The following is an 18,054-nucleotide window of genomic DNA, read 5'->3' on the forward strand; positions in this document are numbered from 1 at the left end:
GCTCCGGCCACGAACGGGCGTCCCGCGCGTCGAACGACTGGCTTTTTCACGACCCACGACCGAAGTGGGACAATGACCACCCACGAGCCCGACATCGTCGTGGTCGGCGCGGGGACGGCGGGCTGTTACGCCGCCGCCACGGCCGCCGAGGCGGGCCTCGACGTCGTCATCGTCGAGCGGAAGGACGAGGAGGAGGCGGGCCACATCGCCTGCGGCGACGCGCTCAAGGGCGCCGACGAGTTCCCGGAGTCGATCCCGAAGCCGGAACTTGAGTCGGCGTTCACCAACACCGGCGTGGACCACGGGCGCTTCGAGATCCCGAGCCACGACACGGTGCTCGAGATCCCGATCCCGGGCGAGCTCGCTGTCATCGACCGCTGGGAGTACGGCCGGAACGTCATCGCGGGCGCCGAGCGCCGCGGCGTCGAGTTCCACTACGACACCGTCGTTCAGGACGTGACCCAGACGGACGACGGCCGCGTGACGGGCGTCCGCGCCAAGCGGAAGGGCGAGGTCGTCGAGTACGACGCCGAGGTGACCATCGACGCCGCGGGTGCGCTGTCGATCCTGCAGGACAAGGCCGACCTCGCGGACGCGACGTTCGACACGAACGTGTCGTTCTCGCAGTTCTGCTCGGCGTACCGCGAGGTCGTCGAGGTGCCTGAACCCGTCGACTACGACGACGCGCTCGTGTTCAAGCCGACGAAGCGCGCGGCGGGCTACCTCTGGTACTTCCCGCGCACGGACACCGAGATCAACGCCGGTCTCGGCTTCCAGATGAACGAGGAGCCGATGAAGCTCGTCGACGACCTGAAGCAGGACCTCCGGAACCGTCCGGAGTTCGAGGGCGCGGAAGTGACCGACAAACTCGGGGCAGCCCTGCCCACCCGCCGCCCGTACGACTCGGCGGTCGCGCCGGGGTTCATCGCCGCCGGCGACGCCGCCGGCCACGTCAACCCCACCACCGGCGGCGGCATCGCGGGCGCCGCCTACGCCGGGAAGTACGCCGCCGAGCAGGCGGTCGAGGCCATCGACGCCGGCGACGTGAGCGAGGAGGCGCTGTGGCACTACAACGAGCGCGTGATGGGCCACTTCGGCTCCCGATACGCCGCCCTCGACGTGTACAACATCCTCTCGACGGCCGTCGACGTGGACGAGTTGATGGGCCTGCTCGCGTCGCTACCGGGCGAGAGCCTCGCGGAGGCGCTGTACTCCGGGAGCGCGTCGGTGAAACCGCGGCTCGTCGCCGAGGTGATCAAGGACAGCTACGGCCACTGGGGCCAGATCTGGGAGTTCTACAAGACGAAACGCGCCGCGGACGACCTGATGGACCACTACGGCCGCTACCCGACGCGACCCGGCGGGTTCGAGCCGTGGCGCGACGAGCGAGACCGGCTGATGGAGCAGGTGTACGACGTGACCGGCGCGGAGCCGAAGTACTAACCGACCACCTTTCGCGGGACCTCGCGCGCCTCCGAAAGACTCGGTCCGCTCGTCTTCCGTGTTCTCGTACGCCCCGATCACGAGAACTTCGGCGCGCTCGACCCCCGCCAACCCCCGTCGATGCTGGAGGAACGCGAAGCGTTCCTGCTGCTAACCAGACGCCGCAGGCGTCTGGTGACGCGGTCGGATCCTTCGAATCCGACTGCTGATCAGGATCGCTCTGCGATTCTGATGGCGATCAAAAGGCCGCTCGCTCGGGCCGAACGTTGGGACCGCGACGGGATCCGTATCCGAGCGTCCCGGCGTGAGGGCCCGCCTCAGGGACGTCGGTCGGCGATCTCGAGCACCGCGGCGGTGAGGAAGTCGACCCCGATGTCCAGCGACTCCTCCTCCACGTCGAAGGTGCTCGTGTGGTGCCCGCCGGGGTGGTCGGTTCCGACGCCGACGTAGCTCGCGTAGCCGCCGTTGTCCTGCACCGCCTGCATCATGTACGTCGCGTCCTCGCTGCCGCCGAGCTCGTCGCGCTCGATCACGTTCGTCACGCCGTCGACGTCGTCGGCGATCTCGGCGATCGGTCCGGCGAGCTCCTGATCGCTGGTCGCCGAGGGGGCCCGTCCCAGGGTCTCGATGTCCACGTCGACCTCGTGCATGTCGGCGGCCGACTCGATCACGGTCTCCGCCCGCTCGTCCATGTACTCCATCAGCTCGGTGGTGCCGCCGCGGACCTCGCCCTCGACGAACGACTCCTCCGGAATGATGTTCGTCGCGGTGCCGCCGCCGACGATCCCCGCGTTCACGCGGGTCGGCCCGTCGGCGTGACGGGAGATCCCGTAGAGGTTCTGGATGGCCGCCGCGGCGGCCTGCACCGTGTTGCGTCCCTGTTCGGGATGGCCGCCCGCGTGGGACGGCTCGCCCTCGAACTCCGCGAGGAAGTGTGAGACGGCAAGGAAGCCGTCGATGCCGCAGATGACCTCCCCGGTCGGGTGGTCGAGGCCGACGTGGGCCGCCAGGAAGTACTCAACGTCGTCGATCAACTCGGAGTCGGCCATCGGCTTGCCGCCGACGATCTGCTCCTCGCCGGGCTGGAAGAACACCTTCAGCGTGCCTTCGAACTCCGAGGCGAGTATCTCGTCGATCAGCCCCAGCCCGAACGTCGCGTGGGCATCGTGCCCGCAGGCGTGCATGTACCCCTCGTGCTCGGAGCGGAACCCCTCCCCGGCGGGCGCGTGGTCGTCGCCGTCGTCGGACTCGAGGATCGGGAGCGCGTCGATGTCGACGCGGACGCCGATCACCGGGCCCTCGCCGCGTTCGAGCACGGCGACGGCGCCGGTGTAGCCGCCCTCGATCTCGGCGAGCACGTCCTCGCGCGCGCCGGCGTCGCGGGCGCGCTCGAACCACTCGTCGAGCTCGTCGTCGTCGGGGACGTTCATCCGCTCGCTTCCGAGGATCTCGGGGCCGTAGTGGATGGCGGTGAGATCCCGGGACTCCAGCTCGTCGACGATCCGGGCGGTGGTGTAGAACTCGCACCACGCCGGCTCGGGGTGACGGTGGAGGTCGCGGCGAAACGCCGACAGGTCCTCGTGAGCGACGGTCTGGCTCATACTCGGGTGTCCGGGGCGTCGGGCTTAAACCCGTGTCTCGCGGAACGGTCGACCGGCTCGACCGCGTGTCCGATCGATCCGACCCCACACCGCGCGCTCACGGTCGACTCCGGCCATCGCCGCCGCGATCACTCCCCTCCGTTCTCGTCCGACCGCTCTCGGACCGTCAACACGGGTTGGTTCGCCGAGCGGACGACCCGCTCGGTCACCGACCCGAGGAGATACCGGTCGAGCCCACGCCGTCCGTGGGTCCCCATCACGATCATGTCGATGTCGTTGTCGTCGGCGTACTCGAGGATCGAGCGGTAGGCCGTGCCCGAGACGACCGACTCGACCACGGGCAACTCGGCGTCGTCGGCGGCCTCCGCGATACGGTCGACGGCGTCCTCACCCTCGGTCTCGAGCGCCTCGGCGACGATGTCGGTCCCGGCCTCGATCGCCGAGTACGCGGTCGCGTCGACGACGTACAGCGCGTGTAGTCTCGCGTCGAAGCGGTCGGCGAGCGTCACGGCGTGCTCAACGGCCGCGGCGGCGGCGGGACTCCCGTCCGTCGGCACTAGGATCTCGTCGTACATACGGCTCCATCTACGGTCGCCAGTCGATAAAGTCGGCGGCCGGACAGGTCGGCGGGCGCGACGACATCCGCTCCCGATCCGCGGTCACTCGGCGTCGATCGAGGCGTCCGAACGGTTCGCGCGGACGGCGTCCTCACACGCCCGGAGGGCGTCGTAGCGGTCCTCGTCGTCCTCGATGTCGACCGACTCGACGACATCCCAGGCACCCCCGAGGAAGTCGATCCCCTTCACCCACGAGTCGGTCGCGACGAGCAACCCCTCGGCGCCGGCGTCGGCGGCGTTGGCCTCGGCGGCCTCGGAGTCGGTGTCGCTCTCGACGGCGACGGCGAGTTCGATCGAGTCGGCGCGGTTCAACGAGGCGATCTCGCCGTCGGCGAGCGGGCGACCCGGCAGGGATGCGACCAGCGACATACCCGTCGGTCGGCGGTCGTACGGAATGAGCGTGTCGCATCGACGGGGCGACCGTCGCATCGACGGGGCGACCGTTTCCTCGCGGCGACCGTCCCGTCGGACCCCGGGACCGCGGGTCGACTCGGCGGCCTCGGACCGGGAGAAACCCGAAGACATACTACCGCGGCGGGGACACGCCCGGGTATGTCCGACGGCGACGGCACCGGCGCGATGCGGTCGAGCGGGCTCGACCGGACCGTCCTCGCGGTCGCGGCCGTCGTCGCACTGGCGCTCGTCGCCCGCCTCGCGTTCCTCGGGGGTCGACCGTTCCACTGGAGCGAGGGGCGCGTCGGCTACTGGACGCTCCGCTACCTCGATACGGGCGTGTACTCGTACCGGCCGGCTGCCGGCGGTCCGGTCGTGTACCTCGCGACTCGCTGGGCGATCGCCCTCCTCGGTACCTCCGACGCGGCCGCTCGCTCGGCCGTCGCGCTCGTCGGCGGGTCGCTCCCCGCGGCCGCGCTCCTGTTCCGGGGCCCGCTTCGCGACGACGAGACGGTCGCGCTGGCGGCGCTGCTTGCGGGATCGCCGCTTCTCGTCTACTACTCGCGGTTCCTTCGCGGCGACGTGCTCGCGGCGGCGTTCGGTCTCGTCGTCGTCGGGGGAGCCGTCCGCCACCGAACGACTGGCGCTCGATGGCCGATCTATCTGGCGGCGGCGGCGCTCGCGCTCGCGCTCGGCTCCTCCGGGTTCGCGGTCGTCTACCTCCCGCTGTGGCTCGTCGCCGGCGCGCTCGTGCTCGACGAGGCGCGCGTCGAGGGGGCGCCGGCGGCGGCGCACGCGCGCCTCGCGGCCGGCGTCGCGTGGCTCCGTGCCGAGTCGACGATCCTCGCCCGCGCGCTGTTCGTGTTCCTCGGGGTCGCGCTGTTGGTGTTCGCCCCGCGCGGCGGCGGCACCGACCCCGGGCTGTGGAACCCCGCCACCCTGCCCGCGGCCGTCGCGTTCGCGTTCGTCGAGGCGCCGGAGCGGTTCGTCTCGCTCCGGTTCGCCGCGCGGCTGGCGCCGCCGGCCGACGGCAACTCGTTCCTCCCGGCGGTCGCCGGCTACGCCCGGACCCTCGTCGCGACCGCGTGGCCCGCGCTGGCGTTCGGGCTCGTCGGGTTCCTCCGGGACCGCTACAGCGACGACGCGCGCGGCGTGATCGGCTTCGGCGCGTACGCCGCCGGGTTCGGACTGCTCGCGTTCCCGATCGCCTCGATGGGTGTGGAGCCGTGGACGGCGGTCCACGTGGTCCCGCTGCTCGCGCTTCCCGGCGCCGTCGGACTCGCGTGGGTCGCGCGTGGGCTCCGGTCGTGTGGCCGGGCGAGCGACCCCGCGTGGCTCGTCGCGGCGCTGCTCGTCGCCTCCGCGGGCCTCGTCGGCTACGGCGCGACTGCCGCGGGCGTGTACGCGAGCCCCGAACCGGGATCCGAGTTCGCGCAGTTCGCCCAGCCGTCCGACGATATCGAGCCGATGCTCGCGGCCGCCGGCGCGGCGATCGCCGACGGCGACGGCTCGGACGGTGCGGACGTGGCGTACGTCGGCGACCGGCTGTACACCGACCGTGAGTACGCGCTTCCACCGGTCGACCCCGCGGACCGCGACGCGTGGGGGGCGCGGCTCCCGCTCCAGTGGTACTTCGAACGGATCGACGCCGAGACCACGAGCGTGCGCACTGCCGCCGGGTTCGGCGCGGACGCACCCCCCGTCGTGGTCACGACGCCCGACCGCCGCGTCACGGTGAACACGAACCTCGGCGACGGCTATCGGCAGTACGACGTCCGTCTGGGGCTGTGGAACCGACAGGTCGTCGTGTTCGTCGAGCAGTGATCGGAACGCTGGGTAGTGGCTGACAGGCGGTCGCCGCCGAGCGGAAGTCGCCTCGGCAGTCAGTACACGCGACGGATGACCGCACGCGCGCACGGCTCCCGCCGTTCGCGCGGAGGCCCCGGTTCGTCGACCTCGCACCCGCTGACCGTCGCGCGGTGAGAGTCAGGTCACGGACGGGTGTGGTCCCGGTTTCCGAGAAAAACGTTCACGCCCGGCGTCGTCGGGTCGGGCTCGTCAGGTCCTCGCCGCCGGTCAGCGGAAGCCCATCGCCTCGATCTGCTCCTGATAGCGGTTGCGGATGGTGACCTCGGTGACCTGCGCCACGTCGGCGACCTCGCGTTGGGTCTTCTTCTCGTTGCACAACAGCGAGGCCGCGTAGATGGCGGCGGCGGCGAAGCCTGTGGGCGACTTCCCGGACAGCAGTCCCTGCTCTGCGGACACGTCGATGATCTCCGTCGCCTTCGCCTGCGTCTCCTCGCTGAGGCCGAGCGCGGAGGCGAAGCGCGGAACGAACTGCTTGGGGTCGACCGGCTTCAGTTCGAGGCCCAGTTCCTGAGAGATGTAGCGATAGGTCCGACCGATCTCCTTCTGCTCGACGCGCGAGACCTCCGCGACCTCGTCGAGCGAGCGAGGGATACCCTCCTGCCGGCAGGCGGCGTACAGCGCCGCGGTGGCGACGCCTTCGATGGAGCGGCCGCGGATGAGGTCCTCCTTGAGCGCGCGGCGGTAGATGACGGAGGCGACCTCGCGGACCGACCGGGGAACGCCGAGCGCGGAGGCCATGCGGTCGATCTCCGAGAGGGCGAACTGGAGGTTGCGCTCGCCGGCGTCCTTGGTGCGGATGCGCTCCTGCCACTTGCGGAGGCGGTGCATCTGGGAGCGCTTCTCGGAGCTCAGGGAACGCCCGTAGGCGTCCTTGTCCTTCCAGTCGATGGTGGTCGTGAGCCCCTTGTCGTGCATCGTCTCGGTCACCGGGGCGCCGACGCGGGACTTCGACTGTCGCTCGGAGTGGTTGAACGCCCGCCACTCCGGCCCCCGGTCGATCTGGCGCTCGTCCAGAACGAGTCCGCAGTCGTCACAGACCAACTCCCCCTGGTCCGCGTCCATCACGACGTCGTCGCTGGAGCACTCCGGACACGTGAGCTCCTCGTCCGACTGCGTCTCCGACTCCTCCGCTTCACGCTGTCGCTGTCGGCTCGGACCTTCCATTATAAGTCTTCTGTCGCGGCTCGTATTTAAGCCTTTGGCCGAGATCGATCGGTGGATTCGTCCCGAAGACACGCCGTATACGGGTGCATTGGGGGTTTCAGCGGTGGATGACGAACCGATAGGTATGTCACCCCCAGATCGACGGGTCGAGACGACACCGTCTGGGGCCGCCGGTCGCCGGCGGCGATCGGGACCCCCGCTCGCCCGGAGCCGACAGAGATAACTATAGAGCATACGCAAACGCTTTTGTATTACCAGATGTACTGATCGTGTATGAGCACCCAGTCGTCCACGCACGTCCGACAGGCCGTCGCGACGGCCGAACCGGTCGACGTCGAGCCGGTCACCATCGACGCCGACGCCCTGCCCTCGACGGCCCCCGGCGACCTCCGCGACCTCCGCGCGGCGCTGGCCGAGGAGGGGTACGTCCCCGCGGGCCTCCGCGTCGAGGCCGAGTTCGCCGCGGACTGTTCCATCGAGACGCAACGGGAGGCCGATCGGCTTCGCTCGCTGCTGCGGGCGGCGAGCCAACTCGGCGCCGGCGAACTCGTCGTCGAGCCCGGGTCGGTCGTCGACCCCGCGAAGGTCCGTCCCGCGCTGGACGCGCTGGCCGAGCGCGCCGACCGCGAGGGGGTCTCGCTGACGGTCGAGGGCGACGTGGCCGGCGGACGAGCCGGCGACGACGCCTGAGGCGTGGCCAGCCGTCGCGGGCTGGAGGGCGAGCTGGCCGTCGTCGCCGGCTTCGCCGACCCGACCGCCAGCCTCGAACAGTACCCCACGCCGGCGGACGTGGCCGCCCACGTCGTCCACCTCGCGGACCTCCGCGGCGACGTGGCCGACCGAACCGTCGTCGACCTCGGCGCCGGCACCGGCATGTTCGCGCTCGGGGCGGCCCTCCGCGGCGCCGCCCGCGTCGTCGGCGTCGAGCTCGACGCCGGCGCGCTCGCGGTCGCCCGCGAGAACGAGCGGAGGGTCGGCGCCCGCACCGAGGTCCACTGGGTGTGTGCGGACGCGACGCGGCCGCCGCTCGCGCGCGGTCGGCTCTCCGCTGAGAGACCGATCACCGTGATCATGAACCCGCCGTTCGGCGCCCAGACCGGGAACGAACACGCCGACCGCGCGTTCCTGGAGACGGTGGCCGACCTCGCGGACGTCTCGTACTCCGTTCACAACGCCGGCAGCCGCGAGTTCGTCGAGTCGTTCGCCGCCGACGCCGGCGGCGAGGTGACCGACGCCTTCGCCGCGACGCTCACGCTCGACCGGACGTTCGACCACCAGACGAGCGAGTCCGCCGACGTGGACGCGGAGGTCTACCGGATCGAGTGGGACCGCGACAGCGACAACGGCGGCGCCGACTGACTCGCCCACCGATCACGATCGCTCGCCGACCACGATCGCGTCGGCGACGCGAGGGAGCCGATCGTCCTCCGTCGCGCGCGGATCAGCCGTTTCGACCGCCGTACTGCTCTCTGGTTGCCACCCGAACCCGCGTCGGCGCCGTCGCGTTCCCGGCGGAGACGTTCCCCGTCACCTCGCCCGCCAGCGCGAACACGGCCCGGCCGTCGCGCACGAACGTCAGCCCGTCGGCCTCGACCGTCTCGTTCTCGCCGGGGACCGGCGCGCGTACGGTGCTGTTCCCGCGCTCGACGAGCAGTTCGAAGCCGGACTCCGTCGGGACGACCGAGACGTTTCGCCCCTCGATCCGCGGCTCCGCGGTCGACGCGTTCGACAGGAACGCGAGGGTCGTCTCGTTTCCGTGCCTGAGCGTCACCCGGTAGGCGGCGCCGTCGCCGCCGACGGCCGTCCAGCCCCGGCGGTTGACGGTGACCGTCTCGCGCCAGCCGACCCCTCCGAGCACGACCCGCTGGCGACCCGCGAACGCGAGCCGTCCCTTCGAGACGGCGGTCGTCCACACACTCCGGTCGGGATTTCGGACGACGACGCCGGAGGTGGTGACGCTGGTCGACTCGCCGAACGCCTCCACGTCGATCACCGACACCATCCCGTTCTCGACGTTCTCGGCGTAGGTGACGCTGTACTCCCGCACCTCGACAGGGTCGCCGGGGAGCGGCTCGTCGCCGACGGCGACGAGGTTCACCGCCACCGCCGGCCCCGACAGCGCCGCGAGGACGACGAGCAGGACCGCGACCGAGCCGCGTCGCGGGGTGAGGTTCCGCAGCGCCTCGCGGACGCTGTCGGCCGCCGGCGCGTCCCGGTCCACCGCCAGCGCCGCAACGAGCACCGCCGCGAGCGCCACCGCCGCGAGGCCGATCCCGCGGAATAGGACGTACGTCTCGCCCCCACGGTACCAGTACACCGCCCACAGCGACTGCTCCACGCCCACGAGCAGTGCCCCCAGCGCGAGCCGTCGCGGCCGCGGGAGGTCGTCGCCGCGGGCGGCCGCGAGCCACGCCGCCGCGAGCGCGCCGACGAGCAGCCCGAGCGCGTGGCCCTGGATGGCGATGTCGGCCCACCACGGCGTGATGTACGCCGATCGGCCGCTGGCCTCGACGACTGGCGAGGACAGCGCGCGGTAGGTCGTCGAGAGCAGTCCGGACGCCGAGAGCGCGACGACCGTTCCCAGCGGGCGGTACACCAGCGCGGCGCCGACGAACGCGAAGACGACGCCCGAGAAGCCGATCACCGGGCCGAGCGCAAACGCGCCCGAGACGAGGCCGACGGCGACCGTCGCGGCGGGGAACAGGAGGAACGCGCGGACGTAGGGGGTGTCGCGGAGCGACCCGAACGAGGAACTGCCGCGCCGGCGCGGGAAGTGGCCGACGGCGTACTCGACCAGCGGCGCGACCGCGAGCGTTCCGAGGAGGTTGCCGAGGAGGTGTCCGGGACCCGCGTGGGCGAACCCGGAGACGGCGACGCCCAGCGGCGCGAGGTACGACCACGCCCGGAACGGGATCACGACCGGGTCGTACCAGTGGTCCCAGCCGCCCTGCACGAACAGGTACACCGCGAGCACCAGCGCCGCCACCGTGAGCGTCCCCCACGGGACGCCGAGGACCAATCGGTGGCGGACGGGCGAACCGCGGTTCGCGCCCGCGAGCCGGTCCAGCGCGACGGTCGCGAGGACCGCGAGGACCGCCGCGAGCACGACCGCCGCGCGGGAGGCGAACGCGAGGTCGGGCGTGAGGTTCACACCGACGCTGTGGCCGGGTCGTACTTGACCGTGCCGCCGCGGACCGTGTCGCGACGCGACCGGCCGTGGCCGTCCGGATGAGGACGATGTCGTGCCGGCGGCGGGACCGTCCTCCGGGACCGGCTCACAGCGTCCGCAACTCCGTCTGCGGCGGCACGACCCACTCGGTGCCCGAATCGGTGACCCGAACCATCTCCTCCTGCCCTACGTACCCCCACTCGGTCGCGACGCCCAACTCCATCGTGTACACCTCGCCCGGCCGCACCTCGTGGCGCGGGGCCTCGCCGTAGCGCTCCCATTCGGGGCCCAGCAGGGTGCCGCCGTCGTGAGCCGCGCGTCCGACCTGATGGCCGAAGGCGTGGTCGAACGCCGGCCACCCCCGCGAGGTGAGTTCCTCGCGCGCGGCTGTGTCGACCTCGTGACCGACGGCACCCGCTCCGAGCACGTCGTGGCCGGCGTCGATGGCCGCCCGCACGTCACGGAACGCCTCGCGGAGCCCCTCGCTGGCCTCGCCGCGGACCCAGAGCCGCTGGATGTCGGACGCGTAGCCGTCGCGCCTGACCCCGAAGTCGACGTGCAGCAGTTCGCCCTCGTCGACGGTGTGATCGGCGGGGAGCGTGTGGCCGACCTCGCGGTCGCCCATGTGGACGGTCGGACAGTAGTCCCACGCCCACGCGGAGTCCAGTCCGCGGTCGGTCATCCGCTCGTGGAGGAAGTCGGCGAACTCCCGCTCGGTCGTCTCCGGGGTCCACGTCGCCGTCGCGGTCTGAAGCAGTTCCTCTGTCTCGGTGGCGGCCGCGCGAACGCGCTCGTACTCCGTCTCGGATTTCACGCCCCGGAGCCGCCGGATCAGGTCGCTCGCGCTCGTGAACTCGCGGTCGGGGAGGTACTCCCGAAGCTGGAGGAAGAGGCCGTGCGAGAGCCCGTCCGCGACCACGTCGTCGCGGTCGAAGTTGAGCGCGACGCGCTCGGCGCCCATGCCGTCCAGCACCTCCCGCAGCGGCTCGGCGATCGACTCGTTGTACGCCCGGACCTCGTGAACGCCCAGATCGCGGGCGGTGGGGGCGTCGTGGCGACCGAGCACGACCGCCGACGACTCGGGCCCGACGACGACCGCCGTCGGCCACACCACGTCGAAGCCGAGCAGGTACGGGAAGCAGGGCTCCGGGCTCACGTCCGTCTCGCGGCCGACGGAGAGCCACGCGTCCGCCTCGTCGCTGGCGGCGACCGCCTCCCGCGCGGCGGCCACCTTCTCCGCGACGACCGCCGCGTCGACTCCCTCGACCTCGCCTGCGTCGCTCATGCCGGCGGCTCGCGGCGACGGCTGTTAGTCGTTTGGCAGGCGGCCGTCGGCGCCGGGAGCCGTCACGCGTCGCGCTCCAACTCGTCCATGATCGGTCGCACCTTCGGCTGGAGCTCGTCCCACTCGGCGTCGGGGTCCGAGTCGCCGACGATGCCGTTGCCGGCGAACAGCGTCGCCTCCCGGCCGCCGGCCACGCCCGAGCGGATGCCGACCGCGAACTCGCCGTCGCCGGCGGCGTCGAACCAGCCGACGGGCGAGGCGTACCACCCGCGGTCCCACGTCTCCGTCTCGCGGATGGTCTCCAGCGCCGCATCGAGCGGCAGGCCGCCGACCGCGGGCGTCGGATGCAGCGCCTCGACGAGCTCGAGCACGTGTGTATCGCCGTCGAGGACGGCGTTGATGGGCGTCTGGAGGTGTTGGATGTTCGTGAGCTTGCGGACGCCCTGCTCACCCTCGCCGACCGTGCCGAACGCGTCCAGCTGTTCGCAGATCGTGTCGACGACGAGGCGCTGCTCGTGCTGGAGCTTGTCGGATTCGAGGAGCGAACGGGCGTGCTCGGCGTCCGTCTCGGGCGTGTCGCCGCGGGGCATCGACCCCGCCAGCGCCTCCGTCTCGACGACCTCGCCCTCGCGGCGAACGAGCCGTTCGGGCGGCGGCCCGAAGAAGCCCTTCCCGCCGGTCGGCTGGACGAGGAACCGGTAGCACTCGGGGTAGGTGCGCCGCAGGCGACCCAACGTGTCGGGGATATCGACCTCGGCGCCGAGGTCGACGCGAAGTGCCGTCGCCAGCACCGCCTTCCGGAGGTCGCCGGCGCGGATGCGGTCGATCACGCTCGCCACCTGTGCGGTCCACTCCTCGCGGTCGACGAGCCACTCCGTACCGACGACGCCCGGCTTCTCGCTGCGGGCGCGCATCATCGGCAGGTCGTCGAGGCGGTCCCGGACGGCCGAGAGCGCGTCCGACACCCCCTCGGCGCTCACGTCGGGCCCGTACCGCGTCACGGTGAGGTACGTCCCGTCGTCGACGCGGGTGAGCTGGACGGCCGGGAGGGTGAACGCGGCCGCGGGGAAGCCCTCCCAGACGCCCGACGGGTCGTGGTCGGGACCGAACGCGAGGCCGCCGAAGACGCGGGGACGCGTCGCCGCGTGGCCGTCATGGTCGACCGACGAGAACAGCGTCTCGGCGTCGCGCCGCAGCGTCTCGAAGCGATCCGGGCCGTCCGCCGTGAGGCGCGCGGCCGCGCCGCCGCCGACCACCTCGAGGCCGTCGGGCGCGGCCCAGTGGATCCGGTGGCGGTCCCCGGCCGCGAGGAACGACCCGAAGGAGACGTCCGACACCTCGCAGCTCCGGCTCACCAGCGCCGCGTCCGCGTCGGGCACGAGCGCGGCACCGGCCTCGCCGTCCGGCGGGTTCATTACCCGCGATAGGGACGGGGCGTCCTTTACGCCGTTGGTTCTGGAGGCCCCGCTGGCCGCACCGACGGGGGCTTCTCGAGACGCTCGCTCGGCCTCGCTATTCTCGGGGGCGATCCGACCGAGGACCCTCCGCCGGTTGTCGAGGCACTCACCTCGTTCGTGCCTCGGCCTCGCTGTGTTCGTGGGCGGCTCGGCACGGGACCTCGCCGCCGTCCTTCCGAGGCCTCGTTCGCTCCGCTCACTCGGCCTCGCTCTAGCTGTACCGCTCCTCCTCCCACGGGTTCGCGGTGTCGGAGTACCCCCGCTTCTCCCAGTACCCCCGCTCGGCCTCGGTGAGGAACTCCACGCCGGTCACCCACTTGGCGCCCTTGTACGCGTACTTGTGCGGTGTGACGACGCGCAGCGGTCCGCCGTGGTCGTCGGGCAACCGTTCCCCGTCGTAGTCGTAGACGAACATGACCTCCTCGCGGTCGCACTCCGACAGCGGCAGGTCAGTGGTGTAGCCGTCGAGCGCGTGGAACATGACCCACTCCGCGTCGTCGCGGACGCCCGCGAGCTCGGCCAGCTGCGGGAAGGTGACGCCGGCGAACTCGCAGTCGAACTTCGACCAGCCGGTGACGCAGTGGAAGTCCTGCCGCTGCGTCTCGGCGGGCAGATCGCGGAACTCGTCGTACGTGTACGTCAGCTCCTCGTCGACGGCGCCCCACACCTCGAAGCGCCAGTCGTCGCGGTGCCAGTCGGGCGTCCCCGACTTCGAGAGCACCGGGAACCGGTCGGTCTTCCGCTGGCCGGGCGGGAGTCGCTCGTCGGAGAACTCCTCGTAGAGGTCCGTGTGGTCGGCGACCTCGCTGCTCATACACGCAACACCCGGCGCGCGCACCTGAGGCTGTCGGCTCCGGACGGGCCCCACGGTTCGTCGTGTTCGCGCGCGAAACCGCCCGGCGGGATGTCGCGTTAGACAAAGTTCCTTTTCTTGAGACGGAACTATTCAAGGATATTCCCCGAATATCGGTTTCCACAGTCGTAAGCATCCCCCGCTGGTTTTAAATACTGCGTCCGTCAAGCCCCGCGTAGATGCCGAAAGTCGAGATCACGGTCCCGGAGCACCTCGAGATGCAGATCGCCCAGATGGTCGAACAGGGGGAGTTCGTCAACCGAGAGGAGGCGATCGAGGAGCTGATCTCAACCGGGATGAAGGCGTACAAGACGAGCGGTCCGCAGGACAACGAGACGGATCCGGACTTCGAGGACGACGGGATGATGGGACACGAGGACGAGTACGTGTTCTAAGGCGGGCCGCCGCCGGCGCCGGAACCGTGCGGACGGAGCCGTTCACCGGGTGTCGGCGTCCGTCGTGCTCGGCGCCCATGGCGTGCGACGACCCCACGAACAACGCTTAACTCACACAACAGCCAATCGACGGCCATGCACAAGGACGAACTCCTCGAACTCCACGAACAGATGGTGACGATCATGGAGCACTTCTCCGAGCGCGAGGAGGTCGACGAGACGCTGTTCGAGCCGTACCACGAGCTGAGCGTCGACCCCTCCCACGTCCACAAGTCCAAGAGCGAGCACAAACACGCCGTCTTCGTGCTCGGCAACGCGCTCGCGTCGGCGATGTCGGAGGACGAGTTCTCCAACGCCGGCCGCGTCGGCAAGCGCATGAAGGAGCTCGCCGACGACGCCGAGTCCAAGCTCTGATGGCGTCCATCGGCGTCGTCGGGTCGGATGGCGGGGATCGCTCGCTCGCGGACCGGTCGGCGGAGTCGCTGACGGCGACGCCCGCGGACGCCCGGCGCCTCGGGCGCGCCAGGCGCGTGGCGCACCTCCTCGACGACGCGGTCCGTCTCCCCGTCGTCGGCTACCGCGTCGGCGTCGACGCGCTTGCGGGCGTCGTTCCCGTCCTCGGCGACACCTTGGCAGCGCTGCTCGCGCTCCCCGTCGTCTGGGAGGCCTTCCGCCTCGGCGCCCGCAAGCGGACGCTCGCGCGGATGCTGCTGTACGTCGGACTCGACCTGCTCGTGGGCTCCGTCCCGATCGTCGGCGACGTCCTCGACGCGGTGGTGAAGCTCAACCGTCGCAACGTCCGACTCCTCGAACGGGACCTGGCACGGCGTGACTGACTCCTCCGCTCAGCCCGTCCACTCCTCGAAGTCCCGGTAGACGCCCTTCGAGAGGTATCGCTCGCTGGAGTCACAGAACACCGTGACGACCGTGTCGTGGGGCGCGTCCACGTCGCCGTCGCGGATCTCCTCGGCGACCTCGATCGCCGCCAGCGAGTTCGCGGCCGCGCTGGAGGCGACCAACTGCCCCTCCTCGCTGGCCAGCCGTGCCATCTCCTCGTGGACCGCGCGGTCGGAGATCGTCTTCAGGTCATCGATCTTCTCGGGATCGACCAGCTGGTTGGTGCTCACGTCGTGGGTGCCGATCCCCTCGGTCTTGTACTCGCCCTCCTCGGCGTCCTCGCCGAACAGGTCGCCGTACGTCGATCCCTCCGGCTGGACCCCGACGATCCGCGCGTCCGACCCCCGCTCGCGGGCGTAGTCGGCCATCCCCATCAGCGTCCCGCCGGTGCCCATGCCGGCGACGACGGCGCCGACCTCGCCGTCGAGCGCGTCGAACACCTCCGGGCCGGTCGTCGCGTAGTGGGCCTCGGCGTTGAGGGGGTTCGAGAACTGCTGGGGCACGACCGCGTCGTCGAGTTCCTCGGCGAGTTCGTGTGCGCGTTCGATGGCTCGGCCCATCCCGTCCTCGGACGGGGTGTTGACGACCTCGGCGCCGAGCGCACGCATGAGCTGTTGCTTTTCGACGCTGAAGCGCTCGGGGACGACGAACACCGCGTTCACGTCGAGTTGCCCGGCGGCGACGGCGAACCCGATCCCCGTGTTGCCCGCCGTCGGCTCGATGACGGTGCCGCCCGGGGAGATGGTTCCCTCCTCGAGCATCCGTTCGAGCATGTACGCCCCGATCCGGTCCTTCACCGACGCCCCGGGATTGAACGACTCCAACTTCGCGTACACCGGCACCTCGTCGGGCGCGGCGTGCACCCGTACGAGCGGCGTCTCGCCGACCGTCTCCAAGACGGAGTCGAGGGGTTCGCGGTGGGTGGTCATACGCTGGCAACGATTGCCGACGAACACGTATCTTTCTATCCCGACGTGACCGCCGCCGGCCTCGCGCAGGTCGTCGTTCGTCACTCGTCGTTCGTCCGTCGTCGGCCGTCGCTCGGCGGGACCATCGTTCATCCGTCGTCGGCCGTCGCTCGGCGGGACATTCGCCCTCCGTCGACGGAACGGAGCCCGACGACCCCTTCAGTCGTCGCTCCCTGCGTCCGCCGGGTCGTCGTCGCCGTCGGTGCCGGCGTCGTCACCCGCCCCGCTCTCCCCGCCGGCGTCGGCCTCGTCGCCGTCGGGTGCGTCGAGGTCGTCGAGAACGGCGTCGACGTCGATTCCCTCCGCCTCGGCCAGCGCCTCGACGATGGCGCGCTGCTCGGCGAGGTCGCCCTCGAGCGACTCGACGCGTTCCTCGGTGCTCTGAACCGCGCCCTGCATCGCCTCCACGCGCTCGCGGATCTCGTTGACCTTCGCGTACAGCTTCTCGGCGATGTCGGCGACCGTCTGGAGCTTCTTGGCCGTGCTTCCGAGTCCCATACCGACGAGTGTCGCGCGCCGCCCCTGTGCGTTGCGGTCCGTGGCCCGGCTTTCGCCGCTCCCTTGCACGGACGCCACACACGGCTTCGCCTGCGGCGACGCCCGGTTCGAGCGACGAGGACCCCTCCCGGTTCCCAGAAGACGTTAAGTGACCGGGTACGAAGGACGGACCGTCATGGTATCCGACACCACGCCCGTGACGGACCTCGCGAGCAAGGAGGTGTTCACGGCGGACGGCGCGCGCGTCGGCCGCGTGGCCGACGTGCTCGTCGATCTGGAGGCGGACGCGCCGGTCGCGCTCGCGCTGTCGGACGTCGCCGAGGGGACCGTCGGCGGGCTGCCCGCCGGCGCCGCCGGCGTGCGCGTTCCGTTCAGGCTCGTTCGGGGCGTCGGCGACGTGATCGTTCTCCGGAGCGCCGCGCGCGAGGCGGCGCTCCCGCTTCCCGGGGGCCGCGACGACGGATCCGGCGCCGGCGACGCCGACCCCGGATCCCGCGACGGCCGCGCCGCCGAGGACGGGCACGCGGAGGCCGACGACCCCATCGTCTGAGGCGGCGTGCTTTTGCCGACGCCGACCGACCCGACCACAATGAGCGCCAGCGACGACCCGCAGATCCTCCTGACGAACGACGACGGCATCGAGAGCCCCGGCTTTCGCGCCCTGTACGACGCCCTCTCGGAGATCGGCGAGGTCGTGGGCGTCGCGCCCGCGGACGACCAGTCGGCCGTCGGCCGGACGCTCTCGCGACGCGTCGAGGTACACGACCACGAGCTCGGCTACGCCATCGCCGGCACGCCCGCCGACTGCGCGGTCGCCGGGCTGGAGTCGCTGTGCCCGGGTGCCGACATGGTAGTCGCCGGCTGCAACAAGGGCGCCAACATCGGCGCGTACGTGCTCGGACGCTCGGGAACCGTCTCGGCGGCCGTCGAGTCGGCGTTCTTCGGCGTGCCCGCGATGGCCGTCTCGCTGTACGTCCCCGGCGGCAGCGGCGACGACTGGCGGCGGAAGGCCTCCGATATCGACGACTACCGGGGGGCGGCCGAGGCCACGCGCTACCTCGTCGAGCGCGCCCCCGACGCGGGCGTGTTCGACGAGGCGGACTACCTGAACGTGAACGCGCCGTGGGTCCCGGAGGGACGCGCGACCCGGATGGAGGTCACGCGGCCCTCGACCCTGTACGACATGACCGCCGAGCGCGACGGCGACCACGTCGACCTGATCGACCGAACGTGGGACCGGATGGAGACGGGCGACATTCCCGACCCGGTCGGCACCGACCGCCGCGCGGTCGTCGAGGGCCGTGTCTCGGTGTCGCCGCTGACGGCGCCGCACACGACGCGCCACCACGAGGGGCTCGACGGGCTCGTCGACGGCTACGACCCGGGGGCGACCGCGCCGTCGGTCGAGGACTGATCTCCCCTCGCCGTCAGGTGCCGCTGGCTGC

19 protein-coding genes are annotated in these 18,054 nt (G+C 71.3%); 9 read left to right on the forward strand and 10 right to left on the reverse strand.

Translation table 11 applies throughout. The features are described 5' to 3' along the window. Nucleotides 1-72 precede the first annotated feature (72 nt). The gene (locus GRX01_RS12125) at nt 73-1,443 is read left to right on the forward strand and encodes a geranylgeranyl reductase family protein (protein ID WP_159667684.1); all 1,371 of its coding nucleotides are present in this window, start codon (nt 73-75) and stop codon (nt 1,441-1,443) included. A gap of 317 nt (nt 1,444-1,760) precedes the next feature. Here the strand turns inward: GRX01_RS12125 and GRX01_RS12130 are convergent, their stop codons facing one another. The 3 genes from GRX01_RS12130 to GRX01_RS12140 form a co-directional block, all read right to left on the reverse strand. Beyond that, nucleotides 1,761-3,044 carry an amidohydrolase gene (locus tag GRX01_RS12130; protein ID WP_159667687.1) on the reverse strand — a complete coding sequence of 428 codons (1,284 nt, stop codon included), beginning with the start codon at nt 3,042-3,044 and terminating at the stop codon, nt 1,761-1,763. A gap of 128 nt (nt 3,045-3,172) precedes the next feature. Next, on the reverse strand, nt 3,173-3,619 hold the full coding sequence (locus GRX01_RS12135) for a universal stress protein (protein WP_159667690.1): 447 nt from the start codon (nt 3,617-3,619) through the stop codon (nt 3,173-3,175). Nucleotides 3,620-3,703: 84 nt separating this feature from the next. Continuing rightward, entirely contained in the window at nt 3,704-4,030 is a 327-nt protein-coding gene (locus GRX01_RS12140) for a hypothetical protein (RefSeq protein ID WP_159667692.1), read from the reverse strand. 183 nt (nt 4,031-4,213) lie between these two features. Here GRX01_RS12140 and GRX01_RS12145 point away from each other — a divergent pair, with 183 nt between their 5' ends. Continuing rightward, entirely contained in the window at nt 4,214-5,878 is a 1,665-nt protein-coding gene (locus GRX01_RS12145) for a flippase activity-associated protein Agl23 (protein ID WP_159667695.1), read from the forward strand. Between the two features lie 252 nt (nt 5,879-6,130). On the opposite strand, the gene GRX01_RS12150 is transcribed toward GRX01_RS12145, so the two are convergent. Beyond that, nucleotides 6,131-7,087 (reverse strand): transcription initiation factor IIB, encoded by a 957-nt coding sequence (locus GRX01_RS12150; protein ID WP_159667698.1) that lies wholly within the window; start codon nt 7,085-7,087, stop codon nt 6,131-6,133. Nucleotides 7,088-7,360: 273 nt separating this feature from the next. Between GRX01_RS12150 and GRX01_RS12155 the strand changes: the two genes are divergently transcribed. Together GRX01_RS12155 and GRX01_RS12160 are read left to right on the forward strand one after the other, a co-directional pair. Then, complete coding sequence (locus tag GRX01_RS12155) at nt 7,361-7,777, forward strand: TIM barrel protein (protein ID WP_159667701.1); 417 nt, start codon at nt 7,361-7,363, stop codon at nt 7,775-7,777. Between the two features lie 3 nt (nt 7,778-7,780). Beyond that, nucleotides 7,781-8,446 carry an METTL5 family protein gene (locus tag GRX01_RS12160; RefSeq protein ID WP_321168069.1) on the forward strand — a complete coding sequence of 222 codons (666 nt, stop codon included), beginning with the start codon at nt 7,781-7,783 and terminating at the stop codon, nt 8,444-8,446. 82 nt (nt 8,447-8,528) lie between these two features. Here the strand turns inward: GRX01_RS12160 and GRX01_RS12165 are convergent, their stop codons facing one another. The 4 genes from GRX01_RS12165 to GRX01_RS12180 all read right to left on the reverse strand — a co-directional run bounded on the left by GRX01_RS12165 (nt 8,529) and on the right by GRX01_RS12180 (nt 13,812). Next, nucleotides 8,529-10,238, reverse strand: a complete 1,710-nt coding sequence (locus tag GRX01_RS12165; protein WP_321168070.1) for a rhomboid family intramembrane serine protease — start codon at nt 10,236-10,238, stop codon at nt 8,529-8,531. A gap of 124 nt (nt 10,239-10,362) precedes the next feature. Further along, the gene (locus tag GRX01_RS12170) at nt 10,363-11,541 is read right to left on the reverse strand and encodes a M24 family metallopeptidase (RefSeq protein ID WP_159667704.1); all 1,179 of its coding nucleotides are present in this window, start codon (nt 11,539-11,541) and stop codon (nt 10,363-10,365) included. A 62-nt stretch (nt 11,542-11,603) separates the two neighbouring features. Beyond that, nucleotides 11,604-12,956: an isochorismate synthase gene (locus GRX01_RS12175; protein ID WP_159667706.1), complete on the reverse strand. Its 1,353-nt coding sequence runs from the start codon at nt 12,954-12,956 to the stop codon at nt 11,604-11,606. Between the two features lie 253 nt (nt 12,957-13,209). Beyond that, nucleotides 13,210-13,812 (reverse strand): sulfite oxidase-like oxidoreductase, encoded by a 603-nt coding sequence (locus GRX01_RS12180; protein WP_159667709.1) that lies wholly within the window; start codon nt 13,810-13,812, stop codon nt 13,210-13,212. 218 nt (nt 13,813-14,030) lie between these two features. Between GRX01_RS12180 and GRX01_RS12185 the strand changes: the two genes are divergently transcribed. The 3 genes from GRX01_RS12185 (at nt 14,031) to GRX01_RS12195 (ending at nt 15,082) form a co-directional block, all read left to right on the forward strand. Continuing rightward, nucleotides 14,031-14,246 carry a ribbon-helix-helix domain-containing protein gene (locus tag GRX01_RS12185; protein ID WP_159667712.1) on the forward strand — a complete coding sequence of 72 codons (216 nt, stop codon included), beginning with the start codon at nt 14,031-14,033 and terminating at the stop codon, nt 14,244-14,246. Between the two features lie 135 nt (nt 14,247-14,381). After that, the gene (locus GRX01_RS12190) at nt 14,382-14,660 is read left to right on the forward strand and encodes a UPF0058 family protein (RefSeq protein WP_159667715.1); all 279 of its coding nucleotides are present in this window, start codon (nt 14,382-14,384) and stop codon (nt 14,658-14,660) included. Continuing rightward, on the forward strand, nt 14,660-15,082 hold the full coding sequence (locus GRX01_RS12195) for a DUF4112 domain-containing protein (RefSeq protein ID WP_159667718.1): 423 nt from the start codon (nt 14,660-14,662) through the stop codon (nt 15,080-15,082). The genes GRX01_RS12190 and GRX01_RS12195 overlap by 1 nt, the downstream gene beginning before the upstream one ends. A gap of 9 nt (nt 15,083-15,091) precedes the next feature. Here the strand turns inward: GRX01_RS12195 and GRX01_RS12200 are convergent, their stop codons facing one another. Next, nucleotides 15,092-16,072, reverse strand: a complete 981-nt coding sequence (locus tag GRX01_RS12200; RefSeq protein ID WP_159668025.1) for a PLP-dependent cysteine synthase family protein — start codon at nt 16,070-16,072, stop codon at nt 15,092-15,094. Between the two features lie 198 nt (nt 16,073-16,270). Next, nucleotides 16,271-16,609, reverse strand: coding sequence for a DUF5798 family protein (locus GRX01_RS12205; protein WP_159667721.1), 339 nt, complete (start codon nt 16,607-16,609; stop codon nt 16,271-16,273). Nucleotides 16,610-16,784: 175 nt separating this feature from the next. On the opposite strand from GRX01_RS12205, the gene GRX01_RS12210 reads away from it, so the two are divergent. Both GRX01_RS12210 and surE read left to right on the forward strand, forming a co-directional pair. Beyond that, entirely contained in the window at nt 16,785-17,159 is a 375-nt protein-coding gene (locus GRX01_RS12210; RefSeq protein ID WP_159667724.1) for a PRC-barrel domain-containing protein, read from the forward strand. A gap of 39 nt (nt 17,160-17,198) precedes the next feature. Then, entirely contained in the window at nt 17,199-18,023 is an 825-nt protein-coding gene (gene surE / locus GRX01_RS12215; protein WP_159667727.1) for a 5'/3'-nucleotidase SurE, read from the forward strand. The last annotated feature ends 31 nt before the right edge of the window (nt 18,024-18,054 follow it).

Origin of the sequence: Halobaculum saliterrae (genome assembly GCF_009831625.1) — an archaeon.
Lineage (GTDB): Archaea > Halobacteriota > Halobacteria > Halobacteriales > Haloferacaceae > Halobaculum > Halobaculum saliterrae.